The sequence below is a fragment of the Blautia faecis genome (assembly GCF_027662325.1).
In the GTDB taxonomy this organism is placed as follows: Bacteria; Bacillota; Clostridia; order Lachnospirales; family Lachnospiraceae; genus Blautia_A; species Blautia_A faecis.
Window position 1 is genome coordinate 17,593 of the sequence record NZ_JAQDKY010000014.1, and the last position, 14,234, is coordinate 31,826.

At 44.6% G+C, this 14,234-nt stretch carries 14 protein-coding genes; 12 read left to right on the plus strand and 2 right to left on the minus strand.

Annotation, left to right across the window (positions count from 1 at the left end; all coding sequences use genetic code 11):
• Positions 1-6: 6 nt before the first annotated feature.
• The 6 genes from PGQ38_RS08600 (at position 7) to PGQ38_RS08625 (ending at position 6,465) form a co-directional block, all read left to right on the plus strand.
• The gene (locus tag PGQ38_RS08600) at positions 7-945 is read left to right on the plus strand and encodes a LysR family transcriptional regulator (protein WP_148461105.1); all 939 of its coding nucleotides are present in this window, start codon (positions 7-9) and stop codon (positions 943-945) included.
• 228 nt (positions 946-1,173) lie between these two features.
• Positions 1,174-2,118: a nickel ABC transporter permease gene (gene nikB / locus PGQ38_RS08605; protein WP_173716039.1), complete on the plus strand. Its 945-nt coding sequence runs from the start codon at positions 1,174-1,176 to the stop codon at positions 2,116-2,118.
• The gene (gene nikC, locus PGQ38_RS08610) at positions 2,115-3,104 is read left to right on the plus strand and encodes a nickel transporter permease (protein ID WP_226814808.1); all 990 of its coding nucleotides are present in this window, start codon (positions 2,115-2,117) and stop codon (positions 3,102-3,104) included. Before nikB ends, nikC begins: the two co-directional genes overlap by 4 nt.
• 146 nt (positions 3,105-3,250) lie before the next feature.
• The gene (locus PGQ38_RS08615; RefSeq protein ID WP_204452683.1) at positions 3,251-4,789 is read left to right on the plus strand and encodes an ABC transporter substrate-binding protein; all 1,539 of its coding nucleotides are present in this window, start codon (positions 3,251-3,253) and stop codon (positions 4,787-4,789) included.
• A 123-nt stretch (positions 4,790-4,912) separates the two neighbouring features.
• Positions 4,913-5,707: an ABC transporter ATP-binding protein gene (locus tag PGQ38_RS08620; protein WP_195391971.1), complete on the plus strand. Its 795-nt coding sequence runs from the start codon at positions 4,913-4,915 to the stop codon at positions 5,705-5,707.
• Positions 5,704-6,465, plus strand: a complete 762-nt coding sequence (locus PGQ38_RS08625) for an ABC transporter ATP-binding protein (protein ID WP_204452684.1) — start codon at positions 5,704-5,706, stop codon at positions 6,463-6,465. The genes PGQ38_RS08620 and PGQ38_RS08625 overlap by 4 nt, the downstream gene beginning before the upstream one ends.
• 318 nt (positions 6,466-6,783) lie before the next feature.
• Here the strand turns inward: PGQ38_RS08625 and PGQ38_RS19890 are convergent, their stop codons facing one another.
• Complete coding sequence (locus tag PGQ38_RS19890) at positions 6,784-6,951, minus strand: DUF6783 domain-containing protein (protein WP_334284955.1); 168 nt, start codon at positions 6,949-6,951, stop codon at positions 6,784-6,786.
• 140 nt (positions 6,952-7,091) lie between these two features.
• Between PGQ38_RS19890 and PGQ38_RS08630 the strand changes: the two genes are divergently transcribed.
• The 6 genes from PGQ38_RS08630 to PGQ38_RS08655 all read left to right on the plus strand — a co-directional run bounded on the left by PGQ38_RS08630 (position 7,092) and on the right by PGQ38_RS08655 (position 13,129).
• A complete protein-coding gene (locus PGQ38_RS08630; RefSeq protein ID WP_270431367.1) occupies positions 7,092-8,630 on the plus strand; it encodes an ABC transporter substrate-binding protein in 1,539 nt (512 codons plus the stop codon).
• A 32-nt stretch (positions 8,631-8,662) separates the two neighbouring features.
• Positions 8,663-9,655, plus strand: a complete 993-nt coding sequence (locus PGQ38_RS08635) for an ABC transporter permease (RefSeq protein WP_204452687.1) — start codon at positions 8,663-8,665, stop codon at positions 9,653-9,655.
• A gap of 47 nt (positions 9,656-9,702) precedes the next feature.
• Entirely contained in the window at positions 9,703-10,539 is an 837-nt protein-coding gene (locus tag PGQ38_RS08640) for an ABC transporter permease (protein ID WP_173734892.1), read from the plus strand.
• Positions 10,540-10,589: 50 nt separating this feature from the next.
• Entirely contained in the window at positions 10,590-11,528 is a 939-nt protein-coding gene (locus tag PGQ38_RS08645) for an ABC transporter ATP-binding protein (RefSeq protein WP_204452689.1), read from the plus strand.
• A 175-nt stretch (positions 11,529-11,703) separates the two neighbouring features.
• Complete coding sequence (locus tag PGQ38_RS08650; protein WP_195409800.1) at positions 11,704-12,321, plus strand: ABC transporter ATP-binding protein; 618 nt, start codon at positions 11,704-11,706, stop codon at positions 12,319-12,321.
• A 214-nt stretch (positions 12,322-12,535) separates the two neighbouring features.
• Positions 12,536-13,129 (plus strand): 50S ribosomal protein L25, encoded by a 594-nt coding sequence (locus PGQ38_RS08655; protein ID WP_195700086.1) that lies wholly within the window; start codon positions 12,536-12,538, stop codon positions 13,127-13,129.
• A gap of 184 nt (positions 13,130-13,313) precedes the next feature.
• Here the strand turns inward: PGQ38_RS08655 and PGQ38_RS08660 are convergent, their stop codons facing one another.
• A complete protein-coding gene (locus PGQ38_RS08660; RefSeq protein WP_118578168.1) occupies positions 13,314-14,213 on the minus strand; it encodes a selenium metabolism-associated LysR family transcriptional regulator in 900 nt (299 codons plus the stop codon).
• Positions 14,214-14,234: the final 21 nt, after the last annotated feature.

A 14,234-nucleotide genomic window follows, 5' to 3' on the forward strand; every position in this document is an offset into this window, starting at 1 on the left:
ATAGCTATGTTAGATCTGAAGCAACTGAAATATTTTATAGTGTGTGCTGAAACTGGCTCTATCAGCGAGGCTGCCAAGCTGCTTTATACAACCCAGCCCAGTGTGAGCAAGGCAATCAAAGCGCTGGAGGAGGAAATGGGAATTGTATTGTTTGAGCGTATGCCAAGGGGAATTGCGCTTACGGCGAAAGGCCGGGAGGCATACCGATATGCGTGCAGGATTATAAATGATTCCCGGATACTGGAAGAGATGAGCCATGGGAATATGGCAAAATATCTACGGATTTCATTGAATCCCAGTTCCTGGTTTACGAATCAGTTTGTGGAGTTTTATAAGGAAAATTATGACAAGGATTATCATTTTGAAATCTATACAGCCGGTGTGCGCACGGTCATGGAACGTGTGCGGGATTACCTTTCAGACATTGGCTTTGTATACGTGATGGAACAGCAAAAAAAGGAATTCCAGTATGAGCTGGCGAAAAACAAGCTGGTTTTTACCGTTATGCAGGAAAGTACGGCGACATTTTATCCGGGAAAGTTGAATATATTGGATCAGGAAGCAGCTGACAGAGAGAATGCACAGACCGTAAATATGGAAGCGATGAAGAACTTCCGATTTATCCAGAACTTCCGTGATGAGTTTCTGGAATTGGGAGAGAAAGAAAAACGTAGTGTGTTCAGCTGGGAAAATCTGAATGTTTCCATTATTACAAACAGCGACTACATTATGGAAAAGATGCTGAAAGAGACCGGACTTTGCAATATCAGCGGCAGTTATCTTTCCAATGATAAAAAGGCAGCAAACAAAGGCATTCCGCTGGAATTCAAAAAGAATAAGGTGGTTTTCGGATACATCAGAAGAAAGAATGACGAGACGGATGAGCTGATGGAGGAATTGCTGGGATTTTTAAGGGAAAAATTGAAGCTGGAGAATGGCAGCTGAATATGAGAGGGATAAAAGAAAAACGGAAGCAGAATCGGCTAAAGGAACGTGTGCCGGTCTGCATAAATAGAGAAAAGGTATTCCTGAAAATTGAAAATATATTCCAAATAAGAATAGCTTATAACCCCCTGGGCGGGTTGTAGGCTGTTTTTTATTTTGCTAAACTACACCAAGGGATGAAAGAATGAGTAAAAACCTACTTGTACAGTATGGAATGGAGACAATTAAATGAAAAAATATGCAATCAAACGTATCCTTCAGCTGATTCCCATTCTGTTTGCAATTACTTTTCTTTCTTATGGAATGATGCGTATTGCAGGAAGTGATGTTGTAACGCGGAAAATGGAGAATACAGGAGGGGTAGTGTCAGAAGCTGCACTGGATGCGGCAAGAGAAGAGCTGGGGCTGGATAAGCCATTTTTAACCCAGTATTTTGTATGGCTTGGAAAACTGCTGCGTGGAGATATGGGAAACAGCTATGTATCAGGAGTTTCGGTCTTTGATACTTTTATATCAAAACTGCCGGCAACCCTGCTTCTTACGGCTACTTCCATTCTGCTTACTATTATTATTTCGATTCCTTTGGGAATTTTGTCTGCGGTGAAGCAGAATACAATTGCTGATTACCTGATTCGTTTCTGCAGTTTTATAGGAAACAGTCTTCCTAATTTCTTTGTATCACTTTTGCTTATGTATTTTCTTGCAATCCGGGTCAGGATTTTCCCTGTTATTGCCAAGGATGTGAGTCTGAAAAGTGTTGCAATGCCGGCCATAACCCTGGCCATTGCCATGTCTGCGAAATATCTGCGGCAGGTAAGGGCTACTGTGTTAGATGAGCTGAGTAAGGATTATGTAGCAGGCGCCCGTGCCCGTGGGGTGAAGTTTTCTGTTACCTTATGGAAAAGTATTATGAAAGCATCCCTGGTTACGGTCATTACCCTGTTAATGCTGTCAGTGGGAAACCTCCTTGGCGGTACGGCAATTGTGGAGTCCATCTTTATGTGGGACGGTGTTGGAAAAATGGCAGTAGATGCTATTTCCATGCGCGATTATCCCATTATTCAGGCGTATGTTATGTGGATGGCGATCATTTATGTGCTGGTGAATCTGCTCACAGACCTGTCTTACCGGTTCCTTGATCCGAGAATCCGTCTGGGAGGTGCGAAGCAGTGAGTGTAAAAAAAATGGACGAAGTGCCAGAAAAGAAAACGGAAAGTAAAATACTGGCAAAGATGGGTAAGAAAGAACAAGGTAGATGTCAAAAAGAAAGTGTAGTGCTGAAAAATGGGCAAAGCACAGATAATGGAAAGCACGTAACCGTGCGTGTGCAGAGGATTAGAAAGATCCATATAAAACAAAAGCTGATAATTTTCAGCGTTCTGGCTGTCTGTCTTGTAGTCCTGGCAGTTTTTTCAGACCATCTCTGTCCTTATGACCCTTACGCCCAGGATCTTTCCAGCGCCCTTCAGGCACCCAGTCTTCAGCATCCAATGGGGACAGATACTTATGGCAGGGATATGCTGTCCCGGGTGATCAGCGGAGCAAGAGCCAGTATTTTTTCCACTTTTATACTGGTGGCTGTGATTTCCATTTTTGGTACGATTGTGGGATTATGCTGTGGCTATTATGGCGGAATTCTGGATTCTGTTATGATGAGAATTTCTGATGTCTGTCTGGCATTTCCAGGGCTGGTGTTTGCAATGGCGATCGCGGCCATTCTTGGGGGAGGTATCCAAAATGCTATTATTGCGCTGGCAGTGGTCAGCTGGCCAAAGTATTCACGTATAGCCAGAAGTCAGACACTGGCTTTGAAAGAGGAACCTTACATCCATGCGGCGATATTGGCTGGGGACAGCTCTGCTCAGATCCTTGTTAGACATGTTCTTCCCAATATGATCGGACCGGTACTGGTAACAGCTATGCTGGATATTGGAACCATGATGATGGAGCTTGCAGGACTTTCCTTTCTGGGTCTTGGAGCGCAGATTCCAATGGCTGAGTGGGGAAGCATGATGAGCGGTGGACGAAGTATGATCCAGACATATCCATGGGTGGTTCTGTCGCCGGGAATTGCGATTTTTATATCGGTGGTTATTTTTAATCTGCTGGGAGATACCGTCCGGGATTACCTGGATCCGAAGAATAGCCGGATCAAGTGATGCGAGACAGTCAGAGGCTGAAATACGCGGCTTCCAAAACACAATTTTGGACTCTTTTGTGCTGGCAAAGCGGAAATGAAATATGTAAGCTTTGGAAAAAAACATGTTAAATATAAGAGTATGAATAAACACGAGGAGGAATGTAAATGAAAACAAAGAAGATTCTTGGAATTGCACTGGCTGTCTGTATGACAATGGGATTAACTACAGTGCCCGCAATGGCGGAAGATAAGAAAACATTTGTATTTGGTGATACCACCTTTAATGCGGAGAATGAAGAAGCGGATATCAATCCACAGAACACCTACGCCGGCTGGGCCTGCATCCGCTATGGTGTCGGCGAAACCCTGTTCCGCTATTCTGATACCATGGAAATTGAACCATGGATTGCCAAAGAATATGAAAATGTAGATGAGCTGACCTGGAAAATTACTTTGAACGATGGTGTTGTATTTTCCAATGGGCGTGTCTGTGATGGACAGGCGGTAAAGGAAAGCCTGGAGTCTCTGGTTGAAAATCATGAAAGAGCAGCGGGTGACCTTTGCATTGACAGTATTGAGGCAGATGGAAATGTGGTTATCATTAAGACTACAGAGCCGAAACCGGCACTGATTAACTATTTAAGTGATCCCTATGGCTGCATTATTGATGTACAGGCTGGAATTACGGACAATGGAATTGTAATCGGTACAGGCCCTTATGTGGCTACAGATCTGGTAACGGACGATCATCTTACACTTGTAAAAAATGAAAACTATTGGAACGGTGATGTAAAGGTAGATGAAATCACTGTTCGCACGATTTCCGATGGTGATACACTGGCATTTGCACTTCAGGCAGGTGAAATCAATGCTGCCTATGGTATGGCATATGCAAGCTATCCTTTATTTGAGAATGATGATTTTACGTTCTCCAGTGCTGCAACAAGCCGCGCATTCTATGCATGGATGAATTTTGAAAGTACGGTAACTTCTGATCCGGCAGTCCGCAAGGCAATTGCCATGGGAATTGACAAAGAGAGCTTCGTATCCGTACTTCTGAATGGATACGGATATCCGGCAGTTGGTGCATTCCCGGATACTTTTTCATTTGGCGGACAGAATCTGACTACAGAGAGCTATGATCCGGATGGAGCCAAAAAGGTTCTGGAGGATGCAGGCTGGGTTGATTCAGATGGTGACGGAATTCGTGAAAAGGATGGCGAGAAGCTTGTAATCCGCTGGCTTACCTATCCAAGCCGTCAGGAGCTTCCGCTGCTGGCAGAATCAGCCCAGGCAACTCTGAAAGAGATTGGTATGGATGTTCAGGTTAACTGCACATCTGACAGCAATACCATCCGCAAAGATCCTGCGCAGTGGGACGTATACGCAAGTGCCATGGTAACAGCCCCAACAGGAGATCCGGAGTATTTCTTCACAACCTGTGCTCTGGATAACTCTGTTTCCAATAATGGACATTATCACAGTGATAAGCTGGAAGAGCTTGCAAAAGAGATGGGAAAAGAATTTGATGTGGAAAAACGTTCCGAACTGGGAATTCAGATGCAGCAGACCGTTCTGGACGACAACGCTTATGTGTTCTGTTCTCATCTTAAAATGAGCATGATCATGCAGTCAAATGTAACCGGTCTTGTGTCCCATCCTTGTGATTACTATGAGTTGACAGCAGATCTGGATATTAACTAAGGAAAAATATGCTTTGTGAGTTTGACCTGCCTATGGTGTAAATGAGAGCCAGCTGCCATGTATGGATAATACAGGCAGCTGGCAGAAATATTTTTTGGATATCAAGGAGGAGTTTGCACGACAATGGAGAATAAAATACTGACCTATGATTCGGTGGAGATATCCTTTGACGGGGAAGCGGTAGTCCATGATGTAAGCTTCTCACTCACACCGGGCGAAATCCTGGGGCTTGTAGGAGAATCCGGAAGTGGTAAAAGTACACTGATCAAAGCTGCTATGGGACTTCTTGGTTCAGGAGGCCTGGTAACCAGAGGCGACATCTGTTATATGGGACAGAATATTCTGGATATTTCAGAGAAGGAAAAAAGAAAAATCCGGGGATCAGGAATCGGCATGATTTTTCAGGATGCAGGAGCCTCTCTTTGCCCCATCCGTACGATTGGTGACCAGATTTATGAGAGTATGCGCGCCCATAAGAAAGTGAGCAGAAATGAAGCAAAGGATCGTGCCATGGAATTGTTTGAAAAGCTGAATTTTAAAGACAGCCAGCGCGTGTGGGACAGCTATCCCTTTGAATTATCCGGTGGAATGAATCAGAGAGCAGGGATTGCCATTTCCATGCTGATGAATCCACCGATTCTTTTGGCAGACGAACCTACAAGTGCACTGGATGTATCGGTTCAGCGTCAGGTAGTAAGAGAAATGTTAAAGCTCAGGGAATTGTTTGGAACAGCAATTATAATTGTAACCCACGATATTGGTGTAGTTCGGGCAATGGCGGATACCGTTCTGGTTCTGAAGAATGGAAAAATGGTGGAATATGGAGAGGCAAAAAAGGTGTTGAACCATCCACAGGATCCCTATACGAAGAAGCTGCTGGCAGCAGTTCCAAGGCTTAAGAGAAAGGAAAGATCATGAACACACTTTTGGAAGCTGAACACTTAACGAAGGTATTTGCGCAGAGGGGAAAAGAGCCTTTTAAAGCTGTGGATGACGTAAGCTTTTCTTTGAAGGCAGGAGAAACACTTGGAATCGTTGGCGAATCCGGCTCCGGAAAAAGTACACTGGCGAAGATGATCACAAGGCTGACGGATATTACAGATGGTACTTTGAAATTCCAGGGAAAAGACATTACGAAATTGAAACAGAGCCAGTTGAGGGACGTATATGGAAATATCCAGATGGTTTTTCAGAATCCGGCAGGTTCCTTTGACCCGAGAAGAACTTTGGGGGATGGAATCGGAGAGAGCCTTCGAAATCGCGGCATGAAGAAGGCCGATATCGCAATAAGGGTGAAAGAACTGCTGGAACAGTGCGGACTTGAAGAAGAACTGGCTAAAAGATATCCACATGAGGTCAGTGGAGGACAGTGCCAGAGAGCTGCAATTGCAAGGGCACTGGCAGTGGAACCGAAGGTGCTGATCTGCGATGAAGCTACCAGCTCACTGGATGTGACCATTCAGAAGCAGATCATGGAGCTTCTGGAAGAGCTGAAGGATACACATGGCTTATCCTTTATATTTATCTGCCATAATCTTGCACTTGTACAGAGCTTCTGCGATAAGGTGCTGGTTCTGTATGACGGAAAAGTGGTGGAGAGCGGGAAGCCGGATGATATTATCAATGAGCCGAAAGAGGCGTATACAAAGAAGCTGGTGGATGCAGTATTTGAGTAAAATAAGCACAGAAGAAAGCCCTGCCGGGCAGGATTGCACTGCGATGAAAGGGGAGTTGCCGTTCGAGGCAACCCGCCGCAGTCGGAGAATCCTGCAAGCAGGATTTTTTTTTCTTGAAATTTCCTTGTAAGATATTCCATAAAAGCAGAAAAATATGCAAAATGGGAATGGGTAAATATCCCCCTGGGGAGCTTGTGATACCTGTTGATTTTGATACAATAGGTTTCAGCAGCAAGGCAGAAAACGCCTGAAATGCGAATTTTTATACATAGTTACATGTAACACCTCCACTCATTATTACATGTAAATACAGACCTTCTATAGAAAGACAGTTATAGGACAAAAGCTTATAACTGCCTTTCTTATCTGGAGCGTATTTGAAAAAAATTCCGCAGTCTGCACGCCCCACTTTGCGGTATATTTCACCCGGATTCGGGAAAAATCTCCACAAATTGTGATGTGCATCTTGCAGAAAGCCTTTTTCAGACACGCTCTGAGAAGAAATGAGGGATGGAGAAAAAAGAGTCAGTAATCTTCAGAAAATAATATTTCTGCTGATAATAAAAACAAGAGGGAGAACTGCTATGAAAATCAAGAAAGTAATCAGTTTATTATGTACAGCGGCCATGCTGCTGGCTGTACCAGCCGGGAATGTTTATGCGGGTGCGGAGGATCAGTCTGTGGTAGTTACAATGCCAACCACATCAGAACCGGAATCCGGTTTTGATCCGGCTTACGGATGGGGAGCCGGAGAGCATGTTCATGAGCCATTGATCCAGAGTACCCTGGTTCGTACCACCAAGGACCTTGGAATTGAAAATGACCTTGCCACAGAGTATTCCTGTAGTGACGATGGTCTTACCTGGACTGTAAAAATCCGTGATGATGTGAAGTTTACAGATGGAGAGCCATTGACCGCCTCTGATGTTGCTTTTACCTTTAATACCTGTCGTGATGAAAGCTCTGTAAACGATTTTACCATGTTGAAGGAAGCGGTTGCAGTGGACGATACGACGGTAGAGTTTCATATGAATGAGCCATATTCCATTTGGCCATACACCATGGCAATTGTGGGAATCGTACCAGAGCATGCCTATGATGAAAATTATGGACAGAATCCAATTGGTTCCGGACGCTATATTATGAAGCAGTGGGACAAAGGACAGCAGGTTATTTTTGAAGCAAACCCGGATTACTACGGAGAAGAACCAAAGATTAAAAAACTGACCGTGCTGTTTATGGAAGAAGACGCAGCCATGGCAGCGGCAATGTCCGGACAGGCAGATGTAGCTCACACAGCAGCATCTTACAGTGATCAGAAAATTGACGGATATGAACTCCTGAGTGTGGCAACTGTGGATAACCGTGGCTTTAATCTTCCATGTACAGAACCAGAAGAAAAGGACGGTATCACATATGGAAACAGTCTGACTTCCGATGTGAAGGTACGACGTGCAATTAATCTTGCTATTGACCGGGAAGAGATGATCAAAAATGTACTCAATGGTTATGGAACAGTAGCCTATAGTGTTTGCGACAAAATGCCATGGTACAACGAGGAGGCTGTTACAGAGTATGACCTTGATGCAGCGAAGGCTCTGATGGAAGAAGCAGGCTGGATAGAAGGCGATGACGGAATAAGAGAAAAAGATGGGGAAAAAGCAGAGCTTACCATTATGTTTTCAAATGGAGATTCTGTGCGCCAGGCACTTGCAGAAGACTCTGCGAATCAGCTGCGTGAGCTTGGAATTGATGTAACTACTTCTGGTGTTGGCTGGGATACCGCCTACGATCAGGCACAGTCAGAACCGCTTATATGGGGATGGGGAGCACATAGCCCTATGGAGCTTTACAATATTTATCACACCATCAAAGATACCGGAAGTGCGGAATATTCTCCATATGCAAATGAGACAGTTGACAAATACATGGACGAAGCACTTGCAAGCAGCAACCTGGAAGAATCCTACGATCTCTGGAAAAAAGCCCAGTGGGACGGAACCACAGGAATTACACAGGAAGGGGATATTCCGTGGATCTGGCTGTGCAATATTGATCATCTTTATTTTGTACGTGATGGTCTGAAAGTGGCAGATCAGAAATTACATCCTCATGGCCATGGCTGGTCTATTGTAAACAATATAGACCAGTGGGAATGGGAATAAAGAGTAAGAAAAAACGAAACGGATAAATTAAGATGAAACGCATAGGTATTTACGCAGGAAAGAACCTGCTACGAATCATATTACTGCTTTTTGCAGTAAGCATTCTTACCTTTGCCCTTGTATCAGCTTCCCCCATTGACCCGTTACAGGCCAATGTGGGGCAGGCTGCTCTGGGCAGTATGAGTGAAGAACAAAAAGAAAAGCTGCGCTCCTACTGGGGCGTGGATGAACCGCCAGTGCAGAGATATCTGAACTGGCTGAATGCATTTATAAAGGGAGATGGAGGAATTTCTCTGTTATACCGGCAGCCGGTGACAAAGGTCATTGCAGTGAAGCTGGGAAATTCTCTTTTTCTTATGGGACTGGCGTGGGTGGTTTCCGGACTTGTGGGCTTCCTTCTGGGAGTACTTGCAGGGGTGTTTCAGGGCAGGCTGCCGGATAAGATCATAAAAGGCTATTCGCTGGTGATTGCCAGCACTCCTTCTTTTTGGCTGGCACTTTTGCTGTTGATCATTTTTGGAGTCTGGATGAAAATCCTTCCCATTGGACTTAGTGTTCCTATTGGAGTAGAAGTCAGCGGTGTTACCTTTTTGGACAGAGTGCGTCATGCCATTCTTCCGGCAGTCACTTTAAGCATAACCGGAATTTCGAATATCACATTACATACCAGGGAAAAAATGATTGATATAATGGAAAGCGATTACATCCTTTTTGCAAAGGCGCGGGGAGAGCAAACCGGAAGCATCATTTTTCACCATGGCATTCGTAATGTGCTGCTTCCGGCCATGACCCTGCAGTTTGCATCTGTCAGTGAGATCATAGGAGGTTCCGTTCTTGTGGAGCAGGTATTTTCCTATCCGGGACTGGGACAGGCGGCTGTAGCGGCGGGAACTGGCAGTGATGTGCCTCTCCTTATGGGGATTACATTAATAACAGCAGCCATTGTTTTTCTGGGAAATTTCCTGGCAAATGTACTGTATGGAGTTGTTGATCCCAGAATCCGGAAGGGAGGGCTGGGGCTATGAACGAAGGTGTAATGAGAAACAGTTGTTCAAAGGGCAGCCCGGGAGCCGTGGAAAAGCAGAGGAAAAGGCTGAATCAGCGGCAGAAAGCAAGGATTTTGCTGATTTTTTCTGTAGCTTTTCTGGCGGCGACAGCCATATTTGGAGTGGTGCTTCATGATGCCGCTATGGTGACTGATTTTTCCAGAAAAAATATTGCTCCCTGTCTGAAATATCCTTTTGGTACGGACTGGCTGGGCAGAAATATGTTTTACCGTACTCTTACCGGTTTATCTATGAGTATTCTTATTGGCGTGCTGGCAGCAGGTGTAAGCGCAGTTATGGCACTGATTCTTGGAATTTGTGCAGCAACTCTTGGGAAAAAGGTGGACTCTGCCATCTCTTTTGCAATTGACACTGTTATGGGAATTCCGCATATTCTGCTGTTGATCCTGATTTCCTATGCTATGGGAAAAGGGCTGAAGGGAGTGATCGCAGGTGTGGCGCTGACGCACTGGACATCTCTGGCAAGGCTGATCCGAGGAGAGGTTATGCAGCTTCGGGAAAGTGAATATATTCAGATTGCAGGAAAGCTTGGGCTGGGCAAATGGGAGATTGCGAAAAAACACATAGTTCCCCATGTTCTACCCCAGTTTATTGTTGGATTGGTATTGCTTTTCCCGCATGCAATTCTTCATGAGTCCAGTATTACATTTCTGGGCTTTGGGCTTTCCACAGAGCAGCCGGCGATTGGAGTTATTTTATCAGAAAGTATGCGCTATCTGATCATGGGCAAATGGTGGCTGGCTGTATTTCCTGGAATGATGCTGGTTCTTACGGTTGTGCTGTTTGAAAAAGGAGGTACAGCTCTTCGTCAGCTTCTGGATCCGGGAAGTGTGCACAAATAGAGAATAGCAGGAGGGGCTGTCCGGTAAGAGACAGCAGCGTATGAAAAAATATGAGTTGTACAAATAAGAAAAAAATACTGGAAATAGAAGAGCTTTCCGTTTCCTTTCTCCAATATAAAGGAAAAACCAGCAGACAGAGCTGGCTTCCCGTGATTTCAGGCCTATCTGTTGCAGTGAGGGAAGGGGAACTGGTGGCTGTAGTCGGTTCCAGCGGTTCCGGAAAAAGTCTTCTGGCACATACGATTTTGGGAATTCTGCCTTATAATGCAAATGTATCCGGAACTATGAAGTTCCAGGGTGAATTGATGGACGAAAAGAAGATCAGTGAACTTCGTGGAAAGGAAATTGCTTTCGTACCTCAGAGCACCTTATATCTGGATCCGCTTATGAAAGTGGGGAAACAGGTCCGGGGAAAAAGAGGGAGAAAAGGGGCAGAAAAGCAATCGGAATTGTTCCGCAGGTATGGTCTGCCTGAGGAAACGGAAACGAAATATCCTTTCGAGTGTTCTGGAGGAATGACCAGAAGAATTTTGCTGTCTACTGCATTAATGGAAAATCCAAAGCTTATTATTGCGGATGAACCTACGCCTGGCATGGACCTGACACTTGCGAAAAAGTCTATGGAGGATTTCAGAAAATTTGCAGATGAAGGAAATGGAGTTCTTCTGATTACTCATGATATTGAGCTGGCACTGGAAGTTGCTGACAGGATCGTTGTTTTTTATGCAGGAAAAACAGTAGAAGAGGCCCCGGTTTCAGATTTTTGTTCAGAAGAGACCTTGCGTCATCCTTATACGAAAGCATTGTGGCGAGCACTTCCACAGAATGGCTTTACCCCTCTTGACGGAACCCAGCCTTATGTGAAAGACATGCCGCAGGGATGTCCTTTTGGACCAAGGTGCAGCTGGTATCGGGAAGAATGCACAGGGGAGATACCTATGGTGGAGGATGGATGCGGAAGTGTCAGGTGTATCCGGTATTGTATGTAAAACGGAAATACCACCTATCGGCGACATTACTATATAGGAAAGTCAGCTGTTGTGTGCCTGTGGCACTCCCACAGCTGCCGACAGCATTCGTAATCCGGGACTTTCATAGTAAAGTCAGATAGGGGATAACTTTAATGCATATTGCCTACTGAATAGTTATAACAGGAGATGTAAAATGATTCTGGAAGCACGAGATATTTCATTTTCTTATGAGAGAAAAGGCGCAGAACTTTTTTCAAATATAAAATTTAAAGTGGAAAACAACGAAAGAGTGTGGGTGCCAGGACCAAGTGGCTATGGAAAAACCACATTGTGTAAAATTCTGGCTGGCTATCTGGAACCTTGCAAAGGACAGATTTTGCTGGATGGAAAGCCTTTGCCGAAGAAAGGGTATTGTCCGGTGCAGATGATCTGGCAGCATCCGGAAAGGGCTGTGAATCCCAGACTGAAAATGGAAAATATTTTGTCTGATGGAGGGCAGGTTGAAAATCGGATCATAGAGGAGCTGGGGATAGAAGAAGATTGGTTGAACCGGTATCCTCAGGAATTATCCGGTGGGGAATTGCAGCGTTTCTGTATTGCAAGAGCACTGGGAAAAGAGACAAGGTTTCTGATTGCAGACGAGATCAGTACCATGCTGGATCTCATCACGCAGAGCCAGATATGGAATTTCCTGCTGGATGAAGTAAAAAGGCGGGAAATCGGGTTGATCGTGGTATCTCATAGTGAGGCATTATTGAAGCAGGTTGCAGAGCGAAAACTGCCTTTTACGGCAGAGAAGACAACTGCCTGAAAATTTTGAGTGATTCATTTATTTTATACTTCCATTTTCCAAGAAAAACAAGAGCAGATTTTAACAAAAAAATCCCTTAAAAAAAGTTATGTTTGGTTAATCATAATTGAAACAAGTGACTATAATAAGGGACGTAAAAAGAAAAAAGAAGTACTTAACAAAACCTCTTTGTTGAAGGCTGCTAAGCGTTTCAGAATTTTGGAGGAAAAGATAAATGAATACTTTAAAAGCTGAAAAAAGAAGCATGGATGTCAAAGCAAAGAAATTAAGAAGAGAAGGATTTGTAACAGGTAACCTGTTCGGCAGAGAAATTGAAGGTTCCATTCCCCTTAAGTTCACCAAGAAGGAAATTGAAGTTCTTCTGAAGAACAATAACAAGGGCAGTCAGGTAATGCTGGAGCTGGATGGCAAGACCTACGATGCGCTGATCAAGGAAGTTGATTATAATCCACTTGCACATACAGTAGAAGAGGTAGATTTCCAGGCACTGGTTAGCAATGAGATGGTTCATTCCACTGCTGAGATCATACTGGAAAATGAAGAGAAGGTTCTGTCAGGTGTTCTGCAGGATGAGTTGAAAGAGGTTGCATACAAAGCACTTCCGGCAGATCTGGTTGACAAGATCAAGGTTGATGTGGCTGGTATGAAGATTGGTGATACGCTTCGTGTGAAAGACCTTGAAATCGCCAAGAATAAGAATATCCACATCACAACTGATCCGGAAGCAGTTGTCGCAACTGTAACACCAGTTCACAACGTAGTTCCGGAGACTGAGACAGAGGCTGAAGAGACTGCTGAGGAGAAATAAGCTGGCGGCAGTTGCTGAAATTGAATTTTGAATATGTGTGAATGAAATGGGAAGCTGTTCACTGGGAAATTGGTGGGCAGCTTCCTTTTGTCTGGTATTTCTGAAAGCGGTTATTAGAGTGTGTTTGAAAAATCTCCCATAAATTGTGACGCACATCGTGCAGAAAGCCTTTTTTAAACACGCTCTAATAAAAATTTGTTACGAATTTTAAAAACTGCTTCACATGTGGCTTCAGAATCCGGTTCTTACTGTACACAATGTAGAAGGTTCGCATGGCGGATTCGTGATTCAGGGGAAACATGAGAATCTGGTGGGTGTCGGCCAGATCTTTGGCAGAGCAGGCAGAGAGGATGGAGATTCCAAGGCCGCCGGCTACAGACTTGCGGATGGCCTCCAGATCGTTCATGCGGGCTACAATGTGCAGGGAAGAAGCCGGGATATTTCGTTTTTCCAGATAGCGGTCAATTTCCTTTTTGGTTCCAGAACCAGTTTCGCGCATAATAAAGGGTTCTCTTAGAAAATCAGAGAAATCAAGGGTACCGGAATCCATTTTTTGCTGATATTGCAGGTAATGCTGGTTGACCGGGGTGGCAATTACAAGTTTATCTTTGCAAAAAGGGATAAAACAGCAGTCTGGTTCGTCAAAGGTATTTCCCACCAGAGCCAGATCCACGCTGCCATCTAGAACTCTTGCCACAGCGCCGAGACTGTCGGATTGCCAGGAGTGAAAATATACGTCTGGAATCTGGCAGGTGAAGGCACTGAGAATACCTGGCAGAAGGTAGGAGGAAGGAATGGTGGAAACAGCCAGGTCAATGATCTTTTTATTTTGTCCGGTGAACTCTTCTATAATGTTGCTGCGCATGTTCAGCATATTGGAGGCGCAGTCATAGAGCAGAAGACCGCGCTGGGTGATATTCAGCTTCTTGGTGGTGCGGATCAGCAGCCGCGAGTTCAATTCCTGTTCCAGAGAATTGATGTGGGCACTGATGGTGGGCTGGGTCAGGTTCAGCTGGCGGGCGGCTTCGGAGAAGCTTTTATTTTCGACTACGGCTACGAAGGCCTCTAATTGTTTAAATTCCATAGGATAAAAATACTGGTTCCT